This is a genomic window from Natrononativus sp. DTA114 (genome assembly GCF_059736515.1).
Map to the genome: position 1 here is coordinate 16365 of NZ_JCASSN010000001.1, position 20852 is coordinate 37216.

20 protein-coding genes are annotated in these 20852 nt (G+C 65.8%); 10 read left to right on the forward strand and 10 right to left on the reverse strand.

The genetic code is table 11. The features are described from left to right. The first annotated feature begins 1 nt into the window (after nucleotide 1). The 3 genes from AC6I6S_RS00095 to AC6I6S_RS00105 all read left to right on the forward strand — a co-directional run bounded on the left by AC6I6S_RS00095 (nucleotide 2) and on the right by AC6I6S_RS00105 (nucleotide 2349). A complete protein-coding gene (locus tag AC6I6S_RS00095) occupies nucleotides 2-205 on the forward strand; it encodes a DUF8005 family protein (protein WP_497947676.1) in 204 nt (67 codons plus the stop codon). A 51-nt stretch (nucleotides 206-256) separates the two neighbouring features. Continuing rightward, nucleotides 257-1324 carry a Gfo/Idh/MocA family protein gene (locus AC6I6S_RS00100; protein WP_497947677.1) on the forward strand — a complete coding sequence of 356 codons (1068 nt, stop codon included), beginning with the start codon at nucleotides 257-259 and terminating at the stop codon, nucleotides 1322-1324. A 62-nt stretch (nucleotides 1325-1386) separates the two neighbouring features. Continuing rightward, nucleotides 1387-2349 carry a sugar phosphate isomerase/epimerase family protein gene (locus AC6I6S_RS00105; RefSeq protein ID WP_497947678.1) on the forward strand — a complete coding sequence of 321 codons (963 nt, stop codon included), beginning with the start codon at nucleotides 1387-1389 and terminating at the stop codon, nucleotides 2347-2349. Between the two features lie 4 nt (nucleotides 2350-2353). Here the strand turns inward: AC6I6S_RS00105 and AC6I6S_RS00110 are convergent, their stop codons facing one another. The 4 genes from AC6I6S_RS00110 to AC6I6S_RS00125 all read right to left on the reverse strand — a co-directional run bounded on the left by AC6I6S_RS00110 (nucleotide 2354) and on the right by AC6I6S_RS00125 (nucleotide 7079). Further along, nucleotides 2354-2656, reverse strand: coding sequence for a HalOD1 output domain-containing protein (locus AC6I6S_RS00110; RefSeq protein ID WP_497947679.1), 303 nt, complete (start codon nucleotides 2654-2656; stop codon nucleotides 2354-2356). Between the two features lie 133 nt (nucleotides 2657-2789). After that, a complete protein-coding gene (locus AC6I6S_RS00115) occupies nucleotides 2790-4193 on the reverse strand; it encodes a cryptochrome/photolyase family protein (RefSeq protein ID WP_497947680.1) in 1404 nt (467 codons plus the stop codon). 81 nt (nucleotides 4194-4274) lie between these two features. Next, the gene (locus AC6I6S_RS00120; RefSeq protein ID WP_497947681.1) at nucleotides 4275-5150 is read right to left on the reverse strand and encodes a phosphatase PAP2 family protein; all 876 of its coding nucleotides are present in this window, start codon (nucleotides 5148-5150) and stop codon (nucleotides 4275-4277) included. A 180-nt stretch (nucleotides 5151-5330) separates the two neighbouring features. Further along, on the reverse strand, nucleotides 5331-7079 hold the full coding sequence (locus AC6I6S_RS00125; RefSeq protein WP_497947682.1) for an ABC transporter substrate-binding protein: 1749 nt from the start codon (nucleotides 7077-7079) through the stop codon (nucleotides 5331-5333). Between the two features lie 298 nt (nucleotides 7080-7377). Between AC6I6S_RS00125 and AC6I6S_RS00130 the strand changes: the two genes are divergently transcribed. Beyond that, nucleotides 7378-8544: a tubulin/FtsZ family protein gene (locus AC6I6S_RS00130; RefSeq protein ID WP_497947683.1), complete on the forward strand. Its 1167-nt coding sequence runs from the start codon at nucleotides 7378-7380 to the stop codon at nucleotides 8542-8544. A gap of 88 nt (nucleotides 8545-8632) precedes the next feature. On the opposite strand, the gene AC6I6S_RS00135 is transcribed toward AC6I6S_RS00130, so the two are convergent. Together AC6I6S_RS00135 and AC6I6S_RS00140 are read right to left on the reverse strand one after the other, a co-directional pair. Continuing rightward, on the reverse strand, nucleotides 8633-9598 hold the full coding sequence (locus tag AC6I6S_RS00135; protein ID WP_497947684.1) for an alpha/beta hydrolase: 966 nt from the start codon (nucleotides 9596-9598) through the stop codon (nucleotides 8633-8635). Between the two features lie 188 nt (nucleotides 9599-9786). Then, the gene (locus tag AC6I6S_RS00140; RefSeq protein WP_497947685.1) at nucleotides 9787-10503 is read right to left on the reverse strand and encodes a hypothetical protein; all 717 of its coding nucleotides are present in this window, start codon (nucleotides 10501-10503) and stop codon (nucleotides 9787-9789) included. A 277-nt stretch (nucleotides 10504-10780) separates the two neighbouring features. On the opposite strand from AC6I6S_RS00140, the gene AC6I6S_RS00145 reads away from it, so the two are divergent. The 3 genes from AC6I6S_RS00145 (at nucleotide 10781) to AC6I6S_RS00155 (ending at nucleotide 13315) form a co-directional block, all read left to right on the forward strand. Beyond that, entirely contained in the window at nucleotides 10781-11785 is a 1005-nt protein-coding gene (locus AC6I6S_RS00145) for a TIGR04024 family LLM class F420-dependent oxidoreductase (RefSeq protein ID WP_497947686.1), read from the forward strand. A gap of 86 nt (nucleotides 11786-11871) precedes the next feature. Next, nucleotides 11872-12330 carry a VOC family protein gene (locus tag AC6I6S_RS00150; protein ID WP_497947687.1) on the forward strand — a complete coding sequence of 153 codons (459 nt, stop codon included), beginning with the start codon at nucleotides 11872-11874 and terminating at the stop codon, nucleotides 12328-12330. Nucleotides 12331-12403: 73 nt separating this feature from the next. Then, nucleotides 12404-13315: an MBL fold metallo-hydrolase gene (locus AC6I6S_RS00155; protein WP_497947688.1), complete on the forward strand. Its 912-nt coding sequence runs from the start codon at nucleotides 12404-12406 to the stop codon at nucleotides 13313-13315. 15 nt (nucleotides 13316-13330) lie between these two features. Here the strand turns inward: AC6I6S_RS00155 and AC6I6S_RS00160 are convergent, their stop codons facing one another. Continuing rightward, entirely contained in the window at nucleotides 13331-14701 is a 1371-nt protein-coding gene (locus tag AC6I6S_RS00160; RefSeq protein ID WP_497947689.1) for a cytochrome P450, read from the reverse strand. A 101-nt stretch (nucleotides 14702-14802) separates the two neighbouring features. Between AC6I6S_RS00160 and AC6I6S_RS00165 the strand changes: the two genes are divergently transcribed. Then, nucleotides 14803-15465: a helix-turn-helix domain-containing protein gene (locus tag AC6I6S_RS00165; RefSeq protein ID WP_497947690.1), complete on the forward strand. Its 663-nt coding sequence runs from the start codon at nucleotides 14803-14805 to the stop codon at nucleotides 15463-15465. A gap of 22 nt (nucleotides 15466-15487) precedes the next feature. Here AC6I6S_RS00165 and AC6I6S_RS00170 read toward each other — a convergent pair whose 3' ends face one another. Next, nucleotides 15488-16186 carry a 6-hydroxymethylpterin diphosphokinase MptE-like protein gene (locus tag AC6I6S_RS00170; protein ID WP_497947691.1) on the reverse strand — a complete coding sequence of 233 codons (699 nt, stop codon included), beginning with the start codon at nucleotides 16184-16186 and terminating at the stop codon, nucleotides 15488-15490. A gap of 131 nt (nucleotides 16187-16317) precedes the next feature. After that, a complete protein-coding gene (gene folP, locus AC6I6S_RS00175; RefSeq protein ID WP_497947692.1) occupies nucleotides 16318-17511 on the reverse strand; it encodes a dihydropteroate synthase in 1194 nt (397 codons plus the stop codon). Nucleotides 17512-17631: 120 nt separating this feature from the next. Here folP and AC6I6S_RS00180 point away from each other — a divergent pair, with 120 nt between their 5' ends. Together AC6I6S_RS00180 and AC6I6S_RS00185 are read left to right on the forward strand one after the other, a co-directional pair. Continuing rightward, nucleotides 17632-18183, forward strand: a complete 552-nt coding sequence (locus AC6I6S_RS00180; protein WP_497947693.1) for a DUF8114 family protein — start codon at nucleotides 17632-17634, stop codon at nucleotides 18181-18183. Further along, on the forward strand, nucleotides 18180-18962 hold the full coding sequence (locus AC6I6S_RS00185; RefSeq protein WP_497947694.1) for an RNA methyltransferase: 783 nt from the start codon (nucleotides 18180-18182) through the stop codon (nucleotides 18960-18962). The genes AC6I6S_RS00180 and AC6I6S_RS00185 overlap by 4 nt, the downstream gene beginning before the upstream one ends. A gap of 12 nt (nucleotides 18963-18974) precedes the next feature. Here AC6I6S_RS00185 and gatE read toward each other — a convergent pair whose 3' ends face one another. Next, entirely contained in the window at nucleotides 18975-20843 is a 1869-nt protein-coding gene (gene gatE, locus AC6I6S_RS00190) for a Glu-tRNA(Gln) amidotransferase subunit GatE (protein WP_497947695.1), read from the reverse strand. Nucleotides 20844-20852: the final 9 nt, after the last annotated feature.

Below are 20852 nucleotides of genomic sequence, written 5' to 3' on the forward strand. Positions count from 1 at the left end.
CATGGACGGGACGATCGCGCTGCTCTACTTCGGCGGGCTGTTCGCCCTCTTTTTCTTCTGGATCTACGGGATCGTCTCGGTCGTCTTCGACCTGAAGAACAGGGTCGTTCCCGGAATTCGACAGTATCGCCGCGGTCACAAACGCCTCGAGGAAGAAACCGAACGTGAACAGGAACGCACCGAAGCGGAACGACAGCTGTACTGACCGACCGGCCGGCGCGGCGGGGGTCGGCGATACGGAGTCGAGGAGCGCCAGATGACGGTGGATCGAACGAGCGTCCGAACCGGCATCGTCGGGCTCGGCAACATCGGCCAGTATCACGCGGATCGGCTCACGGAACTCGGCGTCCCGCTCGTTGGCGGGATGGACGTCTCGACCGACGCACGGAACCGCTTCGCCCGGCGCTACGACGTCGACGTCTACGAGGACCACCAGACGCTGTACGACGCCGTCGACGCGGTGATCGTGACGACGCCGAACAAGTACCACGAACGGTACGCGGTCGACGCCTTCGACCGCAATCTCCACGTCCTGCTCGAGAAGCCACTCGCACACAACCTGGAGAGCGCGGAGCGAATCGCGGCGGCCGCCGCCGAATCGGGCGGGACGTGCATGGTCGGATTCAATAACCGCTTCGCCAACGCCGTCCAGATCGTTAAAAACCGGATCGACCGGGGAGATCTCGGACGCGTCACCCACCTCGAGGCGAACTACGTTCGCCGGCGCGGAGTACCGGGTCGCGGCTCGTGGTTCACCCGCAGGGAGATCGCCGGCGGCGGCGCGCTCATCGACCTCGGGGTTCACGCGATCGATCTCGCGCTCTACCTGCTCGACTACCCGCCCGTTCGCGAAGTCACCGGCGTCACTCGAACGGAGTTCGGCTCGCGAGACGACTACGCCTATCTCGAGATGTGGGGCGACGATACGGGCCCCGGCGAGTTCGACGTCGACGATTCGGCGAGCGCGTTCGTCAGGTGTGCTGACGGGCAGTCCGTCTCGCTCGAGGTCGCGTGGGCGACGAACCGGCCGGAAAATCACGAGTTTGTCATTCGAGGAACCGAAGCCGCCGCCCGGTTCGACCTGCTCGAGGAAGACCTCTCGTTTCACTCGGCTAATAAGTTCGGACCGGACCACCTCGAGGACACGACGATCACGACCGCACAGAACGACACCCACACCGACGAGCAGCGAGCGTTTTTCGACGCCGTCGCCGCCAGTACCCCGCTCGAGGACAGCGTCGAACAGGCGCTCACCGTCCAGCGGGTCATCGATGGGATCTACCGCTCGAGCGAGGCCGGCCGGACGATCGAGATCGACGACTGATCCCGACAGTATTGGCAGACAGCCACCTCTTTTATCTCGCCTGCGTCCGTTGGTTTTCGCGTATGCAAATCGGCGTTCACACCCCACCGCTGGCCGACGAATCGCTCGAGGGAGCGCTGGCGTATCTCAGCGACCGCGGCGTCAGCGCGATCGAACCCGGCGTCGGCGGCCACCCGGGCCAAGACCACCTCGTCCGCGAGGAGGTCCTCGACGACGAGGACGCGCAGGCTGAGATCCGCGACCTCCTCGAGGAGTACGAGATGGAGATCAGCGCGCTCGCGACCCACAACAACCCGATCCACCCCGACGAAGAGCGGGCGGCCGAGTCGGACAGGGAACTCCGGGAGGCGATCAGACTGGCCGATCAGCTCGATGTCGGCGTCGTCACCTGTTTTTCGGGGCTTCCCGCCGGGGGACCGAACGACGAGGTTCCCAACTGGATCACCGCGCCGTGGCCGACCGAACACGCCGACGCCCTCGAGTACCAGTGGGAGGTCGCCGAGGAGTACTGGAGCGAAATCGCCGCGTTCGCCGACGATCACGGCGTCGACGTCGCGATCGAGATGCATCCGAATATGCTGGTGTCCGAACCCCACGGCATGGCTCGATTGCGCGAGGCGACGGGCGAGCGGATCGGCTCGAACTTCGATCCCTCCCACCTCTACTGGCAGGGAATCTCGGTCACCGACGCGATCCGCTATCTGGACGACGCGATCCACCACTTCCACGCGAAGGATACGCGAATCTACGAGGAACAGGCCCGGGAGAAGGGGATCCTCGACACCACGCCCTACGACGACGAACGCAATCGCGCCTGGCTATTCCGGTCGGTCGGCTACGGCCACGGCGAGGAGCACTGGAAGGACATCGTCTCGACGTTACGGATGGTCGGCTACGACGGAACGCTCTCGATCGAACACGAGGACTCGCTGACCAGCTCTCGAGAGGGGTTAGAGAAGGCGATCGGGCTGCTCGACCGTGCGATATTCGAAGAAACGCCGGGCGAAGCCTACTGGGCCGAGTGAGCCGTCAGTTCGTCGCGCTGTTTATCGACCCGTCCGAGGAAGACCGTTCACAGAGTTCGACCGTTCCGTCGCTGCGGACGACGACCTCGTATCCCTCGTACTCGAGGGTGACACGGCCGCCAACGCGGTCGCCGCCTCGCTGGGTCGGCTCGAACAGTTCGTCGAGTGCTTCGGGGTTGACGACTGTGTATAGTGGCGCGTACTCGGGTGGTTCGACTTCCGTGGCCTCGATTCCCTCCTCTTGCGCAACCGCCTCGATGATCGCTTGACTCGGCGGCGTCTCGGCATATGAAGACTCTCCGGACATTTGCGTGAATCGCGCTACAGTAGATGGCATTATAAGCATGGCGAGTTGGTGTGGACAAAAGCAGGAAATATTCGCCGTTTTCCGGAGATCGTGAGCCAATATCGGGAATTTCTATCGGTAATTAAATGGCCCGTCAGGGCCCCCGTGCTCGCTCGAACGCTTCGATCGCCCGCTCCCGGCGATCGGCATGGTCGACGATCGGCCCCGCATACTCGGGTGCAACCGTCGCTCGCTCGTCCGGTGGGAGTTCATGCCAGCCGTGGATCTGTTCCGGCGTCGCCGCCTCGAGTTCCGGCACGTACCGCTGAATGTACGCCGCATCGGGGTCGTGTTTCTCCCCCTGCGTCATCGGGTTGAACACCCGAAAGTACGGCTGGGCGTCGGTGCCGGTCGACGCGGCCCACTGCCAGCCGCCCACGTCGTTCGCGGTTTCGTGATCCGCGAGTTTGCGCCGGTACCAGTCGTACCCCGTCCGCCAGTCGATCAGGAGGTCTTTCGTGAGAAACGAGGCGACGACCATCCGAATCCGGTTGTGGACCCACGCTTCCTCGCGCAGTTGGCGCATGCCGGCGTCGACGATCGGATAACCAGTTTCGCCGGCCTTCCAGGCCTCGAGCTCCGTCTCGTCGTCTCGCCACTCGATCTCTCGTTCGTAGCCGCTGAAATCCTCCGCCACGGTTCGCGGGTTGAATGCGAGGACGTGGGCGTAAAACTCCCGCCAGGCCAACTGCCGCTGGAACGCCTCGACGGAATCCCGCTCGGCGTCGTCGGCCGCGCGTTGCCGTGCGGCGTCGGTCGCCGCGTACACTTCCCGAGCGCCCACCGTTCCCCACTTCAGGTGGACCGACAGCCGTGAGGTCCCGTCTGCCGCGGGCTCGTCGCGGAACTCGTCGTACCGGAAGATCGCCTCGTTACAGAACGAGGCGAGGCGGTCTCGAGCGGCCTCGGGCGTCACCGTCGGCGTCGCAGCCTCGGGGGCGTCGAATCCCAACTCCTCGCGCGTCGGCAGCGGCTCGCTCCGCTCGCTCACGTCCGCGAGCGCCGCCGCGGGCGGGGACTCGAGCGGGTCGGCTTTCTCGCGGTCGGCCCACTTCTTCCAGAAGTACGAGAACACCGAGTAGTGATCTCCCTCGTTCGGCGTGATCGATCCGGGTTCGTGATGAAGCACATCGTGGACGGTTTCACAGGAGACGCCGTCGTCCTCGAGGGCCGCCCGTACAGCCCGGTCGCGCTCGCGGGCGAGCCCGCTGTAATCGTCGTTCCAGACGACGCTGTCGGCGTCGAACGCCTCGGCGAGCTCCGGCAGGACCGCGCTTGGCTCGCCCCGCCGGACGAGCAGGTCGCTATCGTGCTCGCGGTACCGTCCACGGAGCGCCTCGAGGGCCTCGAGCATCCCGGTGACGCGAACCGGTGACGCGTGCTCGAGGATCGTCGGATCGAGAACGAAGACGGGGACGACAGGGTCCACCTCGGTAGCCTGCGAGAGTCCCCTGTTGTCAGTGGTCCGGAGGTCGCGACGGTGCCAGTGTATCCTCATACGCGCTCTCCAACGCCGCCCGACAAAGGACTCGTCCCGACTAGCGAAGGCTCGCCGAGTCGAGCGGTCGGCGGTCCCCGATCACCGACTGCCCGCCTGCCCGTCTCCCTCGAGCCGGGAGCCGATGTAGAGCTGGAGAGTCCTGGTGATGCCGTGGATCGAGTAGTTCACACCGATGTAGACGCTGACGGCCGCGAGGATCGTTCCGGCGACGACGTCAGAAAACCAGTGGATGCCGAGATACATCGTCGAGAGGACGACGCTGATCGCGAGAACGCCGGAAACGGGAACCCAGAGCGGATACCGGTTCCGGAAGAGGATCGCGAGGAAGAACACCGTCATCGCCATCGAGGTGTGTAACGAGGGGAAGACGTTGGTGCTCTCGTTGACGGTGTAGGTGAGATATCCGGACTCGGGAAACGCGCTGTACAGCACGTTCTCGAACAGCAGCGTATCGAAGTTGCGCGGCCCGTAGGCGATGAACAGTACGTAACAGACCAGTCCGATGGCGTAGTTCGCCGTGTACGCCAGAATCAGTGACGATAGCTCGTCCATCTCCTCGAGAGCGAAGTAGGCGACGAACGGGAACAGCAACAGGAACGCGTAGCCGTAGATGTAGATGAACACGAAGTAGGAGGTGAGTTCAGGTGACTGAAACGACTGGAGGATCGCGACGGGGTTCTCGCCGAACAACGAGCGCTCGAGTTCGAAGAGATAGCCGGTGATCCGGACGCCGACGACGCGCTCCGACAGCCGCGGTAGGATGTCAGCGGTTCCCCACCGCAGAACGAGGACGCTCGCGAGAACGGCGAGCGGAAGCGCGGCGACCTCGAGGCGCCATCTGAAATCACCGATCGCTACGACGATGCGACGGGGGCCGACGATGACCAGGGTCGCCGTGACGAGCATCGTCAACACGATGAGGGCTAGCTCGAGGACGACACCGATGAGTGCCATTATGACAGATACGTCATGCCGTGGTTTAACTTCTACGAGGCGACCGCCCCGTCATCGAAACGCCGTTCGCGAGAGCGCTGTTCTCTCGTGAGGACGAACGCAGCGACCGCACTGACCGGGCGACTGCGACGAGACGGGTGCGAGTCGACGCCGAAACTCCTGTAGACGTTACCGACGGCTTCACGAGAGGAGTTCGCCGTCGTCATACCGGTAGCCGACCTCCTCGAACAGCGCCTGTACCGCGTCGCGGTCGACGTCGCCGTCTTCGCCGGGGAACTCCGGAACGCCCACCGTCGTCTGGTGGTGCCAGTCGTCGGGGTGAAGACCCACGAGCGAGCTTCGCGTCGTCGCCGCCTCGGCGCGACCGTTGAAGAACTCCTCGACCATATACTCGCGGTCGATCAACTGTGAGAGGATTTGACGAAATCGCAGGTTCGTCAACTCGGGGTGATGAAGGTTGTATCCGACGATGTAGAACGCTCTAGTCCCGGTCGAAACGAGCGAGAGCTCGTCGCGGTCCTCGACCTCGGCTCCGCTGTCGGCGCGCAGATCGCTCGCGATCAGATCGATCTCGCCCGCCGCCAGCGCTTCGATCGCCGTTCCGGCGTTGGGCGCGATGTGGAACTCGAGGCCCTCGAACTGGGAGAACCCATCGAACCCTGACGGGCGCTCGTCCGCCTCGAGCGTTCGGAACACGTGGTCCTCGAACGGCTCGAGTGCCAGGACTTCGTCGCTCGAATCCGTGAACGCGAACAGCCCGGAGCCAACTGGCTCCTCGTTGTCCCAGGCGAGTGCCTCCGTCCGGTGGTCGCCGATGACTTCCGACATCGGCTCCCAGATGTGTTCGGGGAGAAGCGGGACCGAAAAGGCCCGCCGGGCCACCTCCGGAGTCGCGTCTTCGAACCAGAAGCGGACGCGTTCGTCGTCGAGTACGGCGACGTCGGAAACGAGGGTCTGTCGGCCCCGGTATCGGGGAGCGGGAACGCCACTATCGATCTCGCCAAGCGAGGTGTCCGAGAGGAACCGGTACGTGAACTCGACGTCGCTGGCGTCTATGGTCTCCCCGTCGTGCCAGGTGGTTCCCTCGCGGAGCGTAACGGTGGCCCGCGCCCGCTCGTCTTCGTGATCCCACTCGACCTCTTCGGCCAGCCAGGGCGTTTCTTCGCCGTCGATCCACCTGACGAGCGGGTCGTACAACAACCCGAGTTGGGTCGTCACGTCCCGAAGATCGACAACGATGGGGTTCAGGCGAGTGCCGATCCGCTGGCCGAACAGCCCGACGCGGAGTGCATCGTCTCGCGGCCCGTCGTCGGGCGTTTGACCGAGCAGGTCGACGTAGTCCATCAGGGTGCGCGGGGGCTCTGTCATCTCGAGCGTTCCGTTCGACGCGCCGACGTGGTCCGGAAACGCGACGACGGTGTACGGTGCGGTCTCGAGGAGGTGCTCGAACAGTTCCGAGAGCGTCGCCCGACGGCTGTCACCCGATTCGATGCGCTGTTGTTCGAGGAGTTCGTCCGCGCTCACGTCGGAGTAACTGAAGGGATTCTGCCAGCCCTGTTCGCTAACGAACCGGGAGTGAAGCAGCGAGTGTAACGCGTCCGGTTCGTCGAACCCGGGGTGGCGGGCGACGAACAGATCGTAATCACGATCGATGAGCACCTCCCGGTAGAGTTCCGCTTCACCGACCGGTTCACGGACCACGTCGATGCCCGCGGTGGTGAAGTTCTCGTCGAGTTTGCTCGAGATCTTCGTGGCGATCGGGTCGTCGTCGGAGGGCAGCGTCTTGATCGTCAGCGAAACCTGCTCGGGCGAGGAGTTCTCGGCTCGAGACCAGAATCGCTCCGAACAGCCCGCGAGTGCACTCGCAGTTGCCACTCCGAGCCCGGCGAGCACACGCCGTCGGGTTGCAGACGGAGCGACATCATCCATGATCTGACGGTTAGCTACCATCGCCTATAGGACTTACTCTCGGAGCGATCAGTTTGCGAATCGGCCCGATCGAGCGAGAGTCGATGGCAGCTGAGACGAAACCCGACGACAGCAGTCGGATTCAGCCGTCGATTACTGATAGTCACGAACTCGTTACTGTCTTCTGTTCCATCGTATCCCGGCCATAACAATACACATGTCCAGGATACCTGTGAGTGTGGCAAGCGTTTACACCGCCGGGCAGTCGTGGTCGAGCGGTACTCCTCGCCCGGGTGTAAGCGCCCACGGATGAACACCAATGAAACTCGCACTCATCGGTTTCGGACAGGCAGGCGGGAAGATCGTCGACGAATTCATCGCCTACGACGCATCGATCGACAACGGTTTTGTCGAAGGAGCGATCGCGGTCAACTCCGCGACGGCCGACCTCCAGGGCCTCGATCGAGTCCCCGAGGAGAACCGCGTACTCGTCGGTCAGTCGCGCGTGAAAGGCCACGGCGTCGGTGCCGACAACGAACTCGGGGCGGCCGTCACTGAGGAAGATATCGGAGAGATCCAGGCCGCAATCGACCGCGTTCCGGTTCACGATCTCGACGCGTTCCTGATCGTGGCCGGCATGGGCGGTGGCACCGGCAGTGGCGGCGCGCCCGTGCTCGCGAAACACCTCAAACGAATCTACACCGAGCCGGTGTACGGGCTGGGTGTGCTGCCCGGCACGGACGAGGGCGGTATCTACACCCTGAACGCGGCCAGGTCGTTCCAGACGTTCGTTCACGAGGTGGATAACCTGCTGGTCTTCGACAACGACTCGTGGCGACAGACCGGCGAGTCCGTCTGCGGCGGCTACGACCGGATCAACCGCGAAATTGTCGAACGGTTCGGGCTGTTGTTCGCTGCCGGCGAGGTCGGCTCGGGCGACACCGTCGCCGAAAGCGTCGTCGACTCCTCGGAGATCATCAACACGCTCTCCGGCGGCGGTATCTCGACGATCGGCTACGCGACCGAGACTGTCGACACTTCCGGCGGCGGCCTGCTCTCGCGATTCAGCAGCGGCGACGACGACGATAACGAGATCTCCGCAACCAATCGGATGACGAGCCTCGTCCGGAAGGCGACGCTGGGACGACTCACGCTCCCCTGCGAAGTCTCGAGCACTGACCGCGCGCTCGTCGTCGCTACGGGCGCGCCGACCCACCTCAACCGGAAGGGCGTCGAACGCGGCCGGTCCTGGCTCGAGGAGGAAACCGGCTCGATGGAGGTCCGCGGCGGCGACTATCCCCTGTCCGGCTCCGGCGAGGTCGGCAGCATCGTCCTCCTCTCGGGAGTGACGGACGTCCCGCGGGTCAAACAGCTCCAGGGGATCGCGATGGAGGCGAAGGCCAACGGTGAGGCGATCCGCGCCCGTAGCCAGAACGACTTCGCGAACCTGATGGACACCGGAAACGAACTCGACGCGCTCTTCTGAGCCGATTCGGACGTGCTTTTTCGATCCTCGTATGTGCTACGATCGTGAGTCGGCGGTTCCATTTGTACGTTACCGCGTACGCGACCGCTCAGGCCGACGGTGACGGCTCGAGATGACGGTCGAGGAACTCGATCTGGTCGGCCACAACGTCATCGAACGCATCGAGGAATCCATCGAAGTGACCGATGGAATAGCGACGCAACTCACCGCGAGGAGCGCGGTCGACGGCGCACACGATGGCTCGAGCGGGCACGATGGTGTCCTCGGTTGCGAGACAGAGTAGCGACGGACAGCGTACGCGGTCGGCGTAACGCACCGGCCGGACTTCCACGATGGACTGGGTCGGTTTCGCGAGAAACTCGTTGCGCCAACGCGAACCTGTCCCACGTACGGCGTCGAAGCCGGGTTCCGCCTCCGGCTGGGTCAGCATCGCTCGAGTCCCCGGCGGTCCGGTCACGGCCATTCGAATCGGACGGCGGCCCAGCATCGCACGCCCCGTGGCGGCGACGTACCGCACGTTGCTGCGCGGGCCGTACTCCAGCGCCGCTCTCAGGCCGTCGAGCATCGGGAACATCGAAACGACCGCCGCCAGCCGGTCGTCGCGTGCGGCAACGTGGATGCCGTGTCCGCCGCCGAACGAGAATCCCCATACGGCGATCCGATCGGCGTCGATCCCCTCGAGCCTGCGGGCGAAGGAAACGGCGGCGGCGAGGTCGGCTCGCTGGCGCTGATAGTCGACCAGTTGGCGGGGTTCGCCGCCGCTGTCTCCAAAGTGACGGAAGTCGACGGTCAGCGCCGCGATGCCAGCGCTCGCAAACCGTTCGGCGAAGCGGGGCAGCCCATCGCGGCGGGTTAGGCTGAAGCCGTTTCCCATCACGATACAGGGAGCGTCACCCCCGGCGGGAGTGGCTGGTCGGTACAGCGTCGCGGCGCACTCCTGGTCGTCCGAACGGAAGCGCAACTCCTCCACCCCGCGTTTGGTGATTTCGGTCCCGTTATCCACGCCCCGGTGGATCTCCCCCTCCGCGTCTCTATCCGATGGTGTGGCTGTCATGGGTTCTTCCCTCGGCGACGAGCATCCGTCACAACAGTCATCAACACCTGCAGTTCCGCATCGCTTGATGAACGCTCACGGTACGTTCGGGGACTACTGTGTTAACTCTTGTCACAGGCATGAGTGGCTCGCTCGACTGCCGTCCCCTCCGCCGCGGTGGTACGGAACCTCCCGCCCCGACGCGTTCCTTACGCCTCCTCGGTGTCCGATCGCTCCGGTGGAAAGAGCCGCGCTTTGATCTCGGGGAGCATCGGATCGCCGCCGAAGTCGGGTCGGACCAGGACGACCATCGACACCACTCCGAGTGTCAGGCCCAGCGTTGCCGCGACCAGTCCGGATGCGAGAACCGACGGCGTGAGCTGCCACGTCTCGAAACCGATCAGCGCCGCGAACAGCCCGGAGACGAGCAGCACTACGCCAGCGGCGAGCAGCCAGCCATTGGCGGTCCCCTCGTGGGATGCCCGGAACACCGCGTAGACCACCGCCGCGCCGGCGAAAAACTGGAACGCGAACACCGCGAAAACGAATCCGACACCCGAGAGCGCCGGAACGGCCGACGCGACCGACCCCTGGACGGAACTCCACAGACCGCCCGAGACGACGAGTGCGAGTTCGAGCCACGCGGCGAACAGCGAGTCGACGAGGTCGACGAACAGCGCCGCGACACTCAAGAGCGCCGAAACGAGCGCCGCTGCGAGACGTTCCCAGAGCCAGTGGTCGGTGACCTCCGCGAGAAGGAAGGCTCCGAACAGCGGCACCAGTGCGAGAACCGCAGCCAGCTTGGCTACCGCGGCCACAACTGACCAGCTCCGGCGCAGGAGTCGGTAGCTGATCCAGAGCGCAAAAGCGAACGCCGGTAGCGTCACCGGGTGTTCGGACAGCAGATGAAACGTGGAGTCGAACATATCCCCCGCTGTTGCACAGCTACGCGGTCGGCTCGAAAGAGGATTTCTCTTGTTCGATAGAGTCGGACATCGAACACGATCGGATGACCTCGCGTCGGATGTGAGCCTCTCATCCCGGCGCCTCACGATCCGTCTCCGTATACAACGTTAAGAGCGTTGACTGTGTATTTGGCGTGAACGGCGGATACGGACGAAGAAACGCCCCGATCGTCTCGACGACACCGATCGGCTGGGCGGCGTACATCGACGCTCGTGTCCGCTTCAAACCGCCACACACATGACAGATCGAACGCTCCACCTACCCGTCGCTGCACAGCCGAGCGTCGACTCGCTCGTCGATCTCGCCCGCCTCGGAGAGGATCACGGCTACGGCCGCGCCTGGCTCCCCGAAACCTGGGGGCGGGATTTCGCCACCGTGCTCACGAGCATCGCGCGCGAAACCGACGAGATCGGAATCGGTCCGAGCATCGCCAACGTCTACTCCCGGTCGCCCGCCCTGCTGGGACAGACCGCGACCACCCTCCAGGAGGTTTCCGACGGTCGACTCCGCGTCGGCATCGGTCCCAGCGGTCCCGCCGTGATCGAGGGTTGGCACGGCGTCGAGTTCGACCGCCCGCTGCGTCGCACGCGCGAGTACATCGAAATCATGCGGACCGTGATGGCCGGCGAGACGCTGAACTACGACGGCGATATCTTCTCGCTGGCCGGCTTTCGCCTGCGGTGTGACCCGCCCGAGACGCCGGTTCCGATCGACGCCGCCGGTATGGGACCGAAATCCGTCGAACTCGCCGGCCGGTTCGCCGACGGCTGGCACGCCATCGTCTTCACCCCCGACGGCCTCGAGGACCGGCTCGAGGACTTAGAGCGCGGGATCGACCTCGGAAACCGCGACCCGGCGGACGTCGGGACTACGCTCTCGCTGACCGCCTGCGCGCTCGAGGACGGCGAGCGGGCGCGCGACCTCGCCCGCCAGCACCTGGCGTTCTACGTGGGCGCGATGGGGACCTACTACCGGGAGTCGCTCTCGAGACAGGGCTACGAGGAGGAGGCCCACGACATCGCCGCGGCCTGGGCCAGCGGCAACCACGAGGAGGCGCTCTCGCACATCTCCGACGAGTTGCTCGACGACCTCGGCGCGGCCGGGACGCCCGAGCGCGCCCGCGAAGAACTACAGAAGTTCGAGGCGATCGACGGCATCGACGAGATCGCGATCGGCTTCCCCCGGGGGGCGACGAGCGAGGAGATCGAGGCGACGATCGAAGTCCTCGCGCCGGACGCCTGAAACGGGGCTCGAGTTCCTCTCGAAACCGCTACCAAAGTACGGTTCAGCGATCGCTTATCCCCGCTCCCGTCCAGGTTCTACTCGAGATGACGACGGACGACTCTCCACCCGACCGCGCCGACGCGGCCACCATCGGGATCGACCACGTCGAAACGATCGTGTCCTCCCACGGGGCGGCGGCCGCGTGGTACGAACGGGTTCTCGGGCTCCGGATCCTGTCTGAGTACGAGCGGTGGGCCGTCGACGGCGGCCCGCTGATCCTCTCCGGTGACGGGGGAGGGACGAAACTGGCGCTCTTCGAGGGGACGCCTGCGACGGATCGAACCGGCGAGTCGACCGGCTTTCGGCGGGTCGCGTTCGGAGTTGACGGCGACGAGTTCTCTCGATTTCTCGAGCGCCTGCCCGAACTCGAACTGACGGACGAGGGCGGCGATCCGGTCCGCGCGGCGGACGTCGTCGACCACGGTCTGTCGCACTCGATCTACTTCACTGACCTCGACGGGAACCCGCTCGAGGTGACGACCTACGACCCGGTCGACGGCTGATCCGGACTCCCTACCGAGATCCGATCACGACTGGACCGGGAGAGTCAGGTGACTCGAGGGCGAGGCCAGCGGTATGACCGCGGAACCGATTCCGGTTGGCGCCGGAACCCCCGAGGGCCACAACACCGCCTATCTCCTTCCGGGGCACGACGTCCTCGTCGACCCCGGCCCGCCGACCGACGGCGCCTGGGGGGACCTGCGTGCGGGTCTCGAGCGATGCGATTACGACCTGGGGAGCCTCGAGTACGTCCTCGTCACCCACTGGCACGCGGATCACGCGGGACTCGCGCCGCGGCTGGCGGAGGCGGCCGACGCCACGATCGCGATGGGGGCCGCCGACGCGCCGCTGGTCGCCGACTACGCCGCGGAACGCGAGCGCCGCCTCGAGCGAGACGCCGAGACGATGGAACGCTGGGGCGTTCCTGCCGACGTCGTCCGTTCCGTCGCGTCGGGCGACGAGCCGTCACCGATGCCGGAGTCGACGCCCGTTGAACCGCTCGAAGACGGGGACACTATTGCGGGTCTCGAGGTGGTCGCAACGCCGGGACACACGCTCGGCCACGTCGCTTTCGCGGCCGAGTCGGACCTGCTCGTCGGCGACGCCATCCTCTCGACCTATACTCCGAACGTCGGCGGGAGCGACACCCGGACGAGCGACCCGCTCGCGGCGTATCTCGAGAGCCTCGAGCGCCTCGCCTCCCGCGCGGAGACGCTGCGGCCGGGCCACGGGACGACGCTCGAGGTCGATCGCATCGCGGAAATCAGAACCCACCACCGCGAGCGCACCGATCGGGTTCGCGCGGCCCTCGAGAAACGGGGGTCGGCGACCCCGTGGGAACTCGCAACCGATCTGTTCGGCGACCTGGCGGGCATCCACGCCAAGTTCGGGGCCGGTGAGGCGGCGGCGCACCTGAACGCGCTCGAGCGAGCGGGGGAAGCGATGAGCCGGCTCGAGGGGGGAAAACGCGCGTTCGAGCCGCGATAGCCGCGATTCGCGGCGCTACGCGAGCGACCGTACCCGCATTCGAACGTTATCGGCGGGCTGAAGTGTCGCGCCGGGCGCGAGTTCGGGGTTCGGATCGGACAGGAGGTCCAGTTCTACGCGCCGGAGCACCGTCGGGAGCACCAGTTTCAGCTCCATCCGCGCGAACCGCATCCCGATGCAGTGGCGCGGCCCGCCGCCGAACGGGAAGTAGGCGTACTCGGGGAGTTCGTCCCTGAAGCCGTCGGTCCACCGATCCGGGTCGAACGCCTCCGGCTCGTCGTAGAACCGTTCGTCCCGGTGGATCCGAAACTGGGGCAGCGTGACGTTCGTCCCCTCGGGGATCAGGTAGCCGTCGAGGTCAATGTCCTGGTCGGCGGTCCGGAAAACGGCGAACGCTGGCGGATACAGCCGCATGGCCTCCGTCAGCACCCGGTCGGTGTACGTGAGCTGCGGGACGTCGGCCGGCGTCGGAGCGTCGTCGCCGAGGACCTCGGCCCACTCCCGCCGGAGGCGGTCGCGTACCTCGGAGTGCCGGGCCAACAGGAGCGTCGTGTACGTGAGCGCCAGCGACGTCGTCTCGTGGCCCGCAAAGAGGAACGTGAGCAGCTGATCCCGCAGCTCCCGGTCTGTGTGGCGGTAGCCGTCGAGGCCTTCAGCGACCAGCAGCAGCGAGAGAAGGTCGTCGCGCTCCTCGAGGTCGTCGGCCCCGCGTCGCTCCCCGACCACCTCGCCCACGACGTCCTCGAACGCGGCCATACTCCGGTCGTACCGACGCTGGCTGGGGGTCGGCACCCACGAGGGGAGAAAGAAGTTCGACAGCGAGCGCGGATCGGCCCGCTCGTTGATCGCGTGTGCGACGTCCGTGACCGCTTCCCCCCGCTCGTTGACGTCGAGATCGAACAGCGTTCGGGCGAGAACATCTACCGTCAGCTCCGAGAACCGGTCGTTGACAGCAATCTCGCCGGCTGCCGGCCAGCGATCGGCGTGTTCGGCCGCCGTCTCGACCATCGTCTCCCCGTACCGCTCGATCCGCTCGAGCGTGAACGCATTCTGGAGCATCGATCGCTGGGCACTCCACTGTTCGCCCTCGGTGAACAGCACCCCCTCGGGGGCAAACTCGTTGCCGCCGAACGCCTCGAACTGGAACTTCCGGACCAGATCCGAGTCGGTAACCAGCAATCGCTCGACGTGCTCGGGGTGTAGCACCATCGTGAACGGGAGTCCTCCGACCTCGTACCGGACTACGTCGCCGTAGGTCGCGATGCGCTCGAAAAATCCGACGGGGTCTCGAGCAAGCTGAAGCGTGTTCCCCAGAAGCGGTAGCCCGTCCGGCCCAGGGGGTGCTACCGCGGACCCGTCCGCCGTCGATGACTGGCTGGTGGTCATGACAGGTACCCGTACGAGATCCGGTGGGAAACGAATTCGGTCGAAGCACCTAGCCGCTTTATGTTCCGGGTCCGAGACGATCCACAGAGGCGAACTCGAGCATGAAGTACTGCACCCTTCACCTCCGCCAGCCCGATCGGTTGCTCCACCCGATGCAGCGATTCATTCGGGACGAGGATGTCGTGTCGTACGAGGAGTTGCTCGCGTGGAACGTCAGGCCGGGTGAGCCGACCGAGTACGAACTGTTTTACGCCGAGGTGACCGACGCGGACCGGTACCTGGCGGCGGTCGAAGACGTGGAGTCGATCCGATGGCACCGGTCCTCCCGAGCGAGCGAGGACTCCCTCTACGTGTTCGTCTGCCAGGAGACTCGAGAAGACGACGTGGCGTTTCGACGCGCGTTCGGGCGACTGGAGCTCATCGTCGTTCCACCGATCATCTACGACGAGGATGCGGCGATGACTCTGACAGTCGTCGGGCAGGAGGCGGACCTCGGGGCGCTCGTCGAGAGCGTTCCCGCGGATATCGACGTCAGGGTAGTGGAGGTCGGAACGTACAACCATCCCCACACGACGATTGTTGGGCGACTGACCGATCGCCAGGCGGAAGCTGTCGAAGCCGCGACAGACCTCGGCTACTACGACGTTCCGCGGACGGCGTCGCTCGCGGCGGTCGCCGACGCGCTCGACTGCGCGGAGAGTACGGCCTCTACCCTGCTTCGAAAGGCGGAGTCGAGCGTCATGTCGCGTCTCGTCGAGCGATAGCTCGAGACGCCGCCCCGCTGGTTCACTCGAGGGCCAGCCCCGCCGTCTCGATCCCTTCGCGCCGCCCGTCGAGTACGCCGAACCGCTCTTCCCGACGCGTCTCGAGCCAGTAGAGCAGCCGCTCGGCCCACTCGAGTTTCCTCGCTTTCACGGGGTCGACCGAGGGATCGTCGAAGTCCCAGCCGACGAAGACGAGTTCGACCGCGCCCAGGTGATCGGCGAGAAACGCCGCCCGGTCGCCGTCGGTGAACCCGCCGAAGTTCCGAACCGGACCCGCTGGTGCGGCCTGGGTGGTCGGCAGGACGAACGCGTCCCGGCACCTGGGGACGACCTCACGGATGGCGGGCACGTTGTCGCCGTGGGCGGCGACGGCGACCGGCGTTCCGTTTTCGGTCAGGTCGACGACCGTCTCCGGGTTCTTGTCGAGATCGGTCACCAGACAGTCGACGTCCACGCCGCCGTCGGCGAGCGTATCCGCCGCCGTCGACGCCGCGAACACGACGTCCGCCCCGGCGGCGCGCTCGAGCGCCCGTTCGGAGTCGATCGAGGGGCCAGCGCCCGCGATCGCGACGGTCGCACCGCGGGTCGCGGCGAGGCGCTCGAGGTCGAACGGCGTCGTCAGTTCGGCCAGCAGATCCCGTGCCCGCTCGTCGTCGCGGCGCTCGAAGCCGAAGTCACGTACAATCGCCTCGTACACCGGTTCCCACTCCTCAAACTCCATGCGCATCACTAGGCGACGTAGTGCCACAATAATTCCGCGATGTGGACCGGGAACGGTTCCGAAGTACCCCTACCCAGGAACCGTCCCGGCGTCCACTCACCTCTTACGAAGCCTCCGCCATAAGCTTTCTCTTACCGCAACGAATCTGCGAGCGCATCGCCGACAGTCGACAGAGTCTCATTTTCGCGCCCGAGACGGCTCGAAACCTCCGAAATGGCCGCATCTGTCCCAATCAGCAGATCCTCGTCAGTTGCTAGCTCGACGCACACCACGCCGTGCTCCGAGGCGACGGTCTCGAGTCGCGTGCGGTCCTCGACCGTGAGACCCTCGAGAACGAACGCCTGATGAACCCAGTTGGCGGCCAGTTCGGGATCTACGCCGGCTTCGGCGAGACGCGTGCGCAGTTCTCGTGTCGACCCTGCCTCGAGGCGGGAAACGGTGACGTCGTCGCCGACCCGCCGGTCGCGTTCGGTGAACGCGGCACCGATCAGCGCCGCGTCCCGCGTTTCGGCAACGTCGTGTGTGCGGATCACGTGCGCGCCGCGTTCGACGGCCATCGAGGTCGCCGCGAGACTGACCGGTAGCCTCTCGTCGGTTTCGCGGTCCGCGAGCTCTCCCAGGAAGTTCTTCCGGTTGATCGACACCAGCATCGGCCTGCCGAGCGCGCGGAACTCTCGAAGCCGGCGGAACGTCTCGCGGTCGTCCTCGAGGGTCTGGGCCTCGCTCCAGCCGCCGAACGCGGGGTCGACGATCGTCTTCTCGGTGAGGCCGTTCTGCTTCAGCGCCTCGTAGACCTGATCGACGTACTCCGCGGACGCCGCCCACTCGGGTGATTTGCGAGCGGCCCAGTCGGTTTCCTCGACCGCTCCCGGCCGCTCGAGATCCGGCGGACTCGCCATCTTCGCCACCGCGACGTCGTGGTCGGCACAGACGACGGACATCTCGGGGTCCGCGAAGCCGCAGATGTCGTTGACCATGTCAAAGCCGCTCGAGAGCGCTTCGTCTGCGACCTCGGCGTATCTCGTTTCGATCGAGAAGACCGCGTCGCCGGACACCCGGTCGATCGTCTCCAGGGCGACGTGGAGGCGCTCGAGTTCCTCTTCGGCCGTGAGCACGTCGAAGCGCTTGTTCGCCGACTCGAGGCCGATGTCGACGATGTCGGCTCCCTCCCCGATGAGCGCCTCGTCAACGTAGCGGGCGGCGTCCGCGGGGTCGTCGAAGACGCTGGGGTCGTACGGCGACTCCTCGCTGACGTTCAACACGCCCATGATCCGGGGCGGGTGGCCGTCGCCGATCCCGAGGCCAGCCGCGTCGACGCTGTCCATACCCACACTCGGGAGAGCAGCTAAAAAGGGACCACGATTCCGGCGAGAGGCGACTGATCGGCCGACCCACCGACGCGCACGAACAGGCACTTTTTGTCCACCCACGCGAAACGACTCGATATGGGTAAAGTCAGCATCGGGATGTTCGGCTGGCGCTTCGACGAGGACGACATCCTCGACGAGAACGGCGAGTTTCTCCCGCTCGAGGAGATGCAGAAAAACGACCGCGAGCGGCTGATTCGCCTCCAGAGCACCCTCTACAACGCGCCGTGTAACGCCTGCTGGCTGATCCACGGCGACGCGAACGTCGAGGAGTGTAACACCGCTCGCTACGTTTACGGCGAACCGCTCTCGGAGGTCGTCCTCTGTGAGGAACACGAACCCGACTTCGTCTACTGGTTCCGCCGGGACGGCGGCAGCGAGTACCAGGGAACCGACGAGTTCGAGGACCAGTTCTACGAGTGGTTCCTCGAGGGCGGACGCGCCCCCGAGGGGTACGAGGGGATGGAGTACGTCTCGACTGATCCGGACAACCTCCCGGAGCCCCCGAAGCCGGATCCCGACGAGTACGAGGAGCTACTGGACGACGACGTTTCCGACCGCGTCGGCCTCACCGACGAGGAGATCCGCGACAGCGGCGTCGACCTCGGCTCGGAGTATCCGTCGAAATGACCGGCGGTGGCGACCGCGGTACGCCCGCGGCGGAGTCGGCGTCAAACCGGACGCCCCCCGCCGTCGCCGTCGTCGGTGCGAAGACGCCGGGTAACGTCGGCACCATCGCCCGCGCGATGAAGAACTTCGGCTTCGAGGAACTCCTGCTCGTCGATCCACCGGAACTCGACCCCGATGGAGAGGCTTACGGCTTCGCCGGCCACGCCCGTGACGATATCCTGCCGAACGCGACCGAGATCAGTTTCGACCACCTCGTCGAAAACTACCACACGATCGGGTGTACCGCCGTCACGAACGAAGACGACCGGAACCACGTGCGGTTTCCGTTCTCGACCCCCGCCGAACTCGCCGAGCGACTGCCGACCGTCGAAGCCCCGACCGCGCTCGTCTTCGGGCGCGAGCGGGTGGGACTCACCAACGAGGAACTCGAGCGGATCGACGAGATCTGTTCGATCCCCGCCAGCGCCGAGTATCCCGTTCTCAATCTCGGGCAGGCGGCGACGATCACCCTCTACGAACTTCGAAACCTGACACTCGCGCCCCACGACACCCAGCTTCCCGATATCGAGCGGGTTCGCGCGCCGGAGCCGCTGCTCGAGCGCTGTTACGACCAGTGGGAGCGGCTGCTGGTCGAACTCAACCACCCCGAAGAGAAGCGCGAGAAGACGATGCGAATGATCCGCCGGGTCTACGGCCGGGCCGATCCGACCGAACGTGAGGTCAACACTTTTCTCGGATTGCTCCGACGAGCGGTGGAGCGACCGGACCAACGGGAGTAGCCGAAACCCGACTCAGGCGCGCTTCTGTATCTCCTCGCGGAGTAACTGACTCACGAGGTCGCCGTCGGCCTTTCCGCGGAGTGCGCCCATACACTCGCCCATGAGTCCGGAGAACGCCTGCATTCCCTCTTCTTCGACCTGTCCCTCGTTTCGTTCGACGACCTCGACGACCGCCTCGCGGACCTCGTCCTCCCCTGCCGAACCGAGTCCGGCGGCTTCGGCGACCTCCTCGGCCGAACGGTCGGGCTCTCGAGCCAGCGCCGAGAGCAGATCCGGGACGCCCTCGCGAGCGAGGTCGCCGCCTTCAGCCATCCCGAACACCTGCTCGAAGTGGTGACGGCTGAGGTTCTCGACGGGCACGTCGTCCCGACGGAGTTCGGTCACCGTCGACTCGAGGGTCGTCGCCGCGAGCGTGGGGTCGACGCCGTCGGCCACGACGGCCTCGAAGACGGGCATCCGTCTGCCGTAGGCGACCTGCTCCGCCAGCCCGGCGTCGAAGTCGTACTCGGTCTGGTAGCGCTCGACCTTCGCGGTGAGCAGTTCGGGTTCGGGAACCTCGCTCGGATCGAGGGAAACCGGGGGCACGTCCGTCTCGGGGTACATCCGCGCCGCACCCGGCAGCGGGCGCAGGTAGCGGGTCGTCCCGTCCTCGTTCGCGCCGCGGGTCTCCTCGGGGACGCCCTCGAGTGCCGTCTCCGCGCGGGCGGCGGTGGCCTCGATCGCCGACTGCGCGACGTCGGTCGCGGCGGCGACGATGGCGACGGCGTCCTCCTCGGCGGCGCCGACTTCCTCCCGAAGCGCCGCGACCTCCTCCTCGGTGACGCCGTAGGCCGGCAGTTCGTCCGTGTGGAAGATGCCGCCCGCGCCGTGGCGCTTGGCGTGATCGGAGAGTTCGGTTCCCAGCCGGCGGTCGGGCACGATCTCGCGGCCGACGAGGCCGTCGAACCCCTCGAGGCGGACGGCCATCACGGAGCCACCGGAACGCAACGCGCTACCGATCACGCCGCTGTCGGTGCCCTCGAAGACATCGGTTACGTCCTGCGAGTTCCCGACGGACGCGGCGCGTTCAGCGAGTTCCTCGCGAATCTCGACGAGTTCGGCCTGCCGGCCGACCTCGGTGCGGACGATGTCGTCGATGTCGTCCAGGCTCTGGACGCCCTTGATCTCGACGCGGGCACCCTCTTCGATGGAGACGTTGACGTCCTGGCGGATGGTGCCGAGTCCGCGCTTTACCTTGCCGGTCGAGCGCAGCAGCATGCCGATCCGTTCGGCGGCCTCGCGGGCCTGCTCGGGGGAGCTGATGTCGGGTGCCGTGCCGATCTCGACCAGCGGAATACCCAGTCTATCGAGGCTGTAGACGACGCCGTCGTCGGTCTCTTCGATCCGCTGGGCGCTCTCTTCTTCGAGCATCATGTCCTCGATACCGACCGGCCCGTCGTCCGTTTCGATCTCGCCGCCGGTCGCCACGAGAGAGGAGCGCTGGAAGCCCGACGTGTTCGAGCCGTCGACGACGATCTTTCGCATGACGTGGGCCTGGTCGACCGGTCGCATCGCCATCAGCTGGGCGACCTCGAGCACCGTCTCGACGGCCTCCTCGTCGAGTCGATGCGGCGGCTCGTCGTCCTCCTCGACGAGACAGGTCGAATCGTAGGCGAGGTAAGTGAACTCGCGGTCGACCCTGCTCTCCTCGACGGCGGCCTGGTCGAGCTCGCCCAGTTCGCTCCGTGTGGGGTGGAGGTAACGGGTGAACTCGCGGACCGACTCCCCGGGCTCGCGCAGGTCGGTTGGACAGGCACAGAACAGCTTCGTCGCCGTATCGAGTTGCTGGTGGATCTCCAGCCCGGCGACGAGTCCGAGCTCGTCGTAGTCGTACTCGGTCATTGTCGACCC

Bases quoted from the DNA above. Each gene is read 5' to 3' on its own strand.
- AC6I6S_RS00165 (WP_497947690.1), top strand. From the start codon at position 14,803: ATGAAGTACTGCACCCTTCACCTCCGCCAGCCCGATCGGTTGCTCCAC.
- AC6I6S_RS00140 (WP_497947685.1), bottom strand. From the start codon at position 10,503: ATGTTCGACTCCACGTTTCATCTGCTGTCCGAACACCCGGTGACGCTA.
- AC6I6S_RS00155 (WP_497947688.1), top strand. From the start codon at position 12,404: ATGACCGCGGAACCGATTCCGGTTGGCGCCGGAACCCCCGAGGGCCAC.
- AC6I6S_RS00145 (WP_497947686.1), top strand. From the start codon at position 10,781: ATGACAGATCGAACGCTCCACCTACCCGTCGCTGCACAGCCGAGCGTC.
- AC6I6S_RS00180 (WP_497947693.1), top strand. From the start codon at position 17,632: ATGGGTAAAGTCAGCATCGGGATGTTCGGCTGGCGCTTCGACGAGGAC.
- AC6I6S_RS00135 (WP_497947684.1), bottom strand. From the start codon at position 9,598: ATGACAGCCACACCATCGGATAGAGACGCGGAGGGGGAGATCCACCGG.
- AC6I6S_RS00115 (WP_497947680.1), bottom strand. From the start codon at position 4,193: ATGAGGATACACTGGCACCGTCGCGACCTCCGGACCACTGACAACAGG.
- AC6I6S_RS00185 (WP_497947694.1), top strand. From the start codon at position 18,180: ATGACCGGCGGTGGCGACCGCGGTACGCCCGCGGCGGAGTCGGCGTCA.
- AC6I6S_RS00130 (WP_497947683.1), top strand. From the start codon at position 7,378: ATGAAACTCGCACTCATCGGTTTCGGACAGGCAGGCGGGAAGATCGTC.
- AC6I6S_RS00170 (WP_497947691.1), bottom strand. From the start codon at position 16,186: ATGGAGTTTGAGGAGTGGGAACCGGTGTACGAGGCGATTGTACGTGAC.
- gatE (WP_497947695.1), bottom strand. From the start codon at position 20,843: ATGACCGAGTACGACTACGACGAGCTCGGACTCGTCGCCGGGCTGGAG.
- AC6I6S_RS00110 (WP_497947679.1), bottom strand. From the start codon at position 2,656: ATGTCCGGAGAGTCTTCATATGCCGAGACGCCGCCGAGTCAAGCGATC.
- AC6I6S_RS00120 (WP_497947681.1), bottom strand. From the start codon at position 5,150: ATGGCACTCATCGGTGTCGTCCTCGAGCTAGCCCTCATCGTGTTGACG.
- AC6I6S_RS00160 (WP_497947689.1), bottom strand. From the start codon at position 14,701: ATGACCACCAGCCAGTCATCGACGGCGGACGGGTCCGCGGTAGCACCC.
- AC6I6S_RS00105 (WP_497947678.1), top strand. From the start codon at position 1,387: ATGCAAATCGGCGTTCACACCCCACCGCTGGCCGACGAATCGCTCGAG.
- AC6I6S_RS00150 (WP_497947687.1), top strand. From the start codon at position 11,872: ATGACGACGGACGACTCTCCACCCGACCGCGCCGACGCGGCCACCATC.
- AC6I6S_RS00095 (WP_497947676.1), top strand. From the start codon at position 2: ATGGACGGGACGATCGCGCTGCTCTACTTCGGCGGGCTGTTCGCCCTC.
- folP (WP_497947692.1), bottom strand. From the start codon at position 17,511: ATGGACAGCGTCGACGCGGCTGGCCTCGGGATCGGCGACGGCCACCCG.
- AC6I6S_RS00100 (WP_497947677.1), top strand. From the start codon at position 257: ATGACGGTGGATCGAACGAGCGTCCGAACCGGCATCGTCGGGCTCGGC.
- AC6I6S_RS00125 (WP_497947682.1), bottom strand. From the start codon at position 7,079: ATGGATGATGTCGCTCCGTCTGCAACCCGACGGCGTGTGCTCGCCGGG.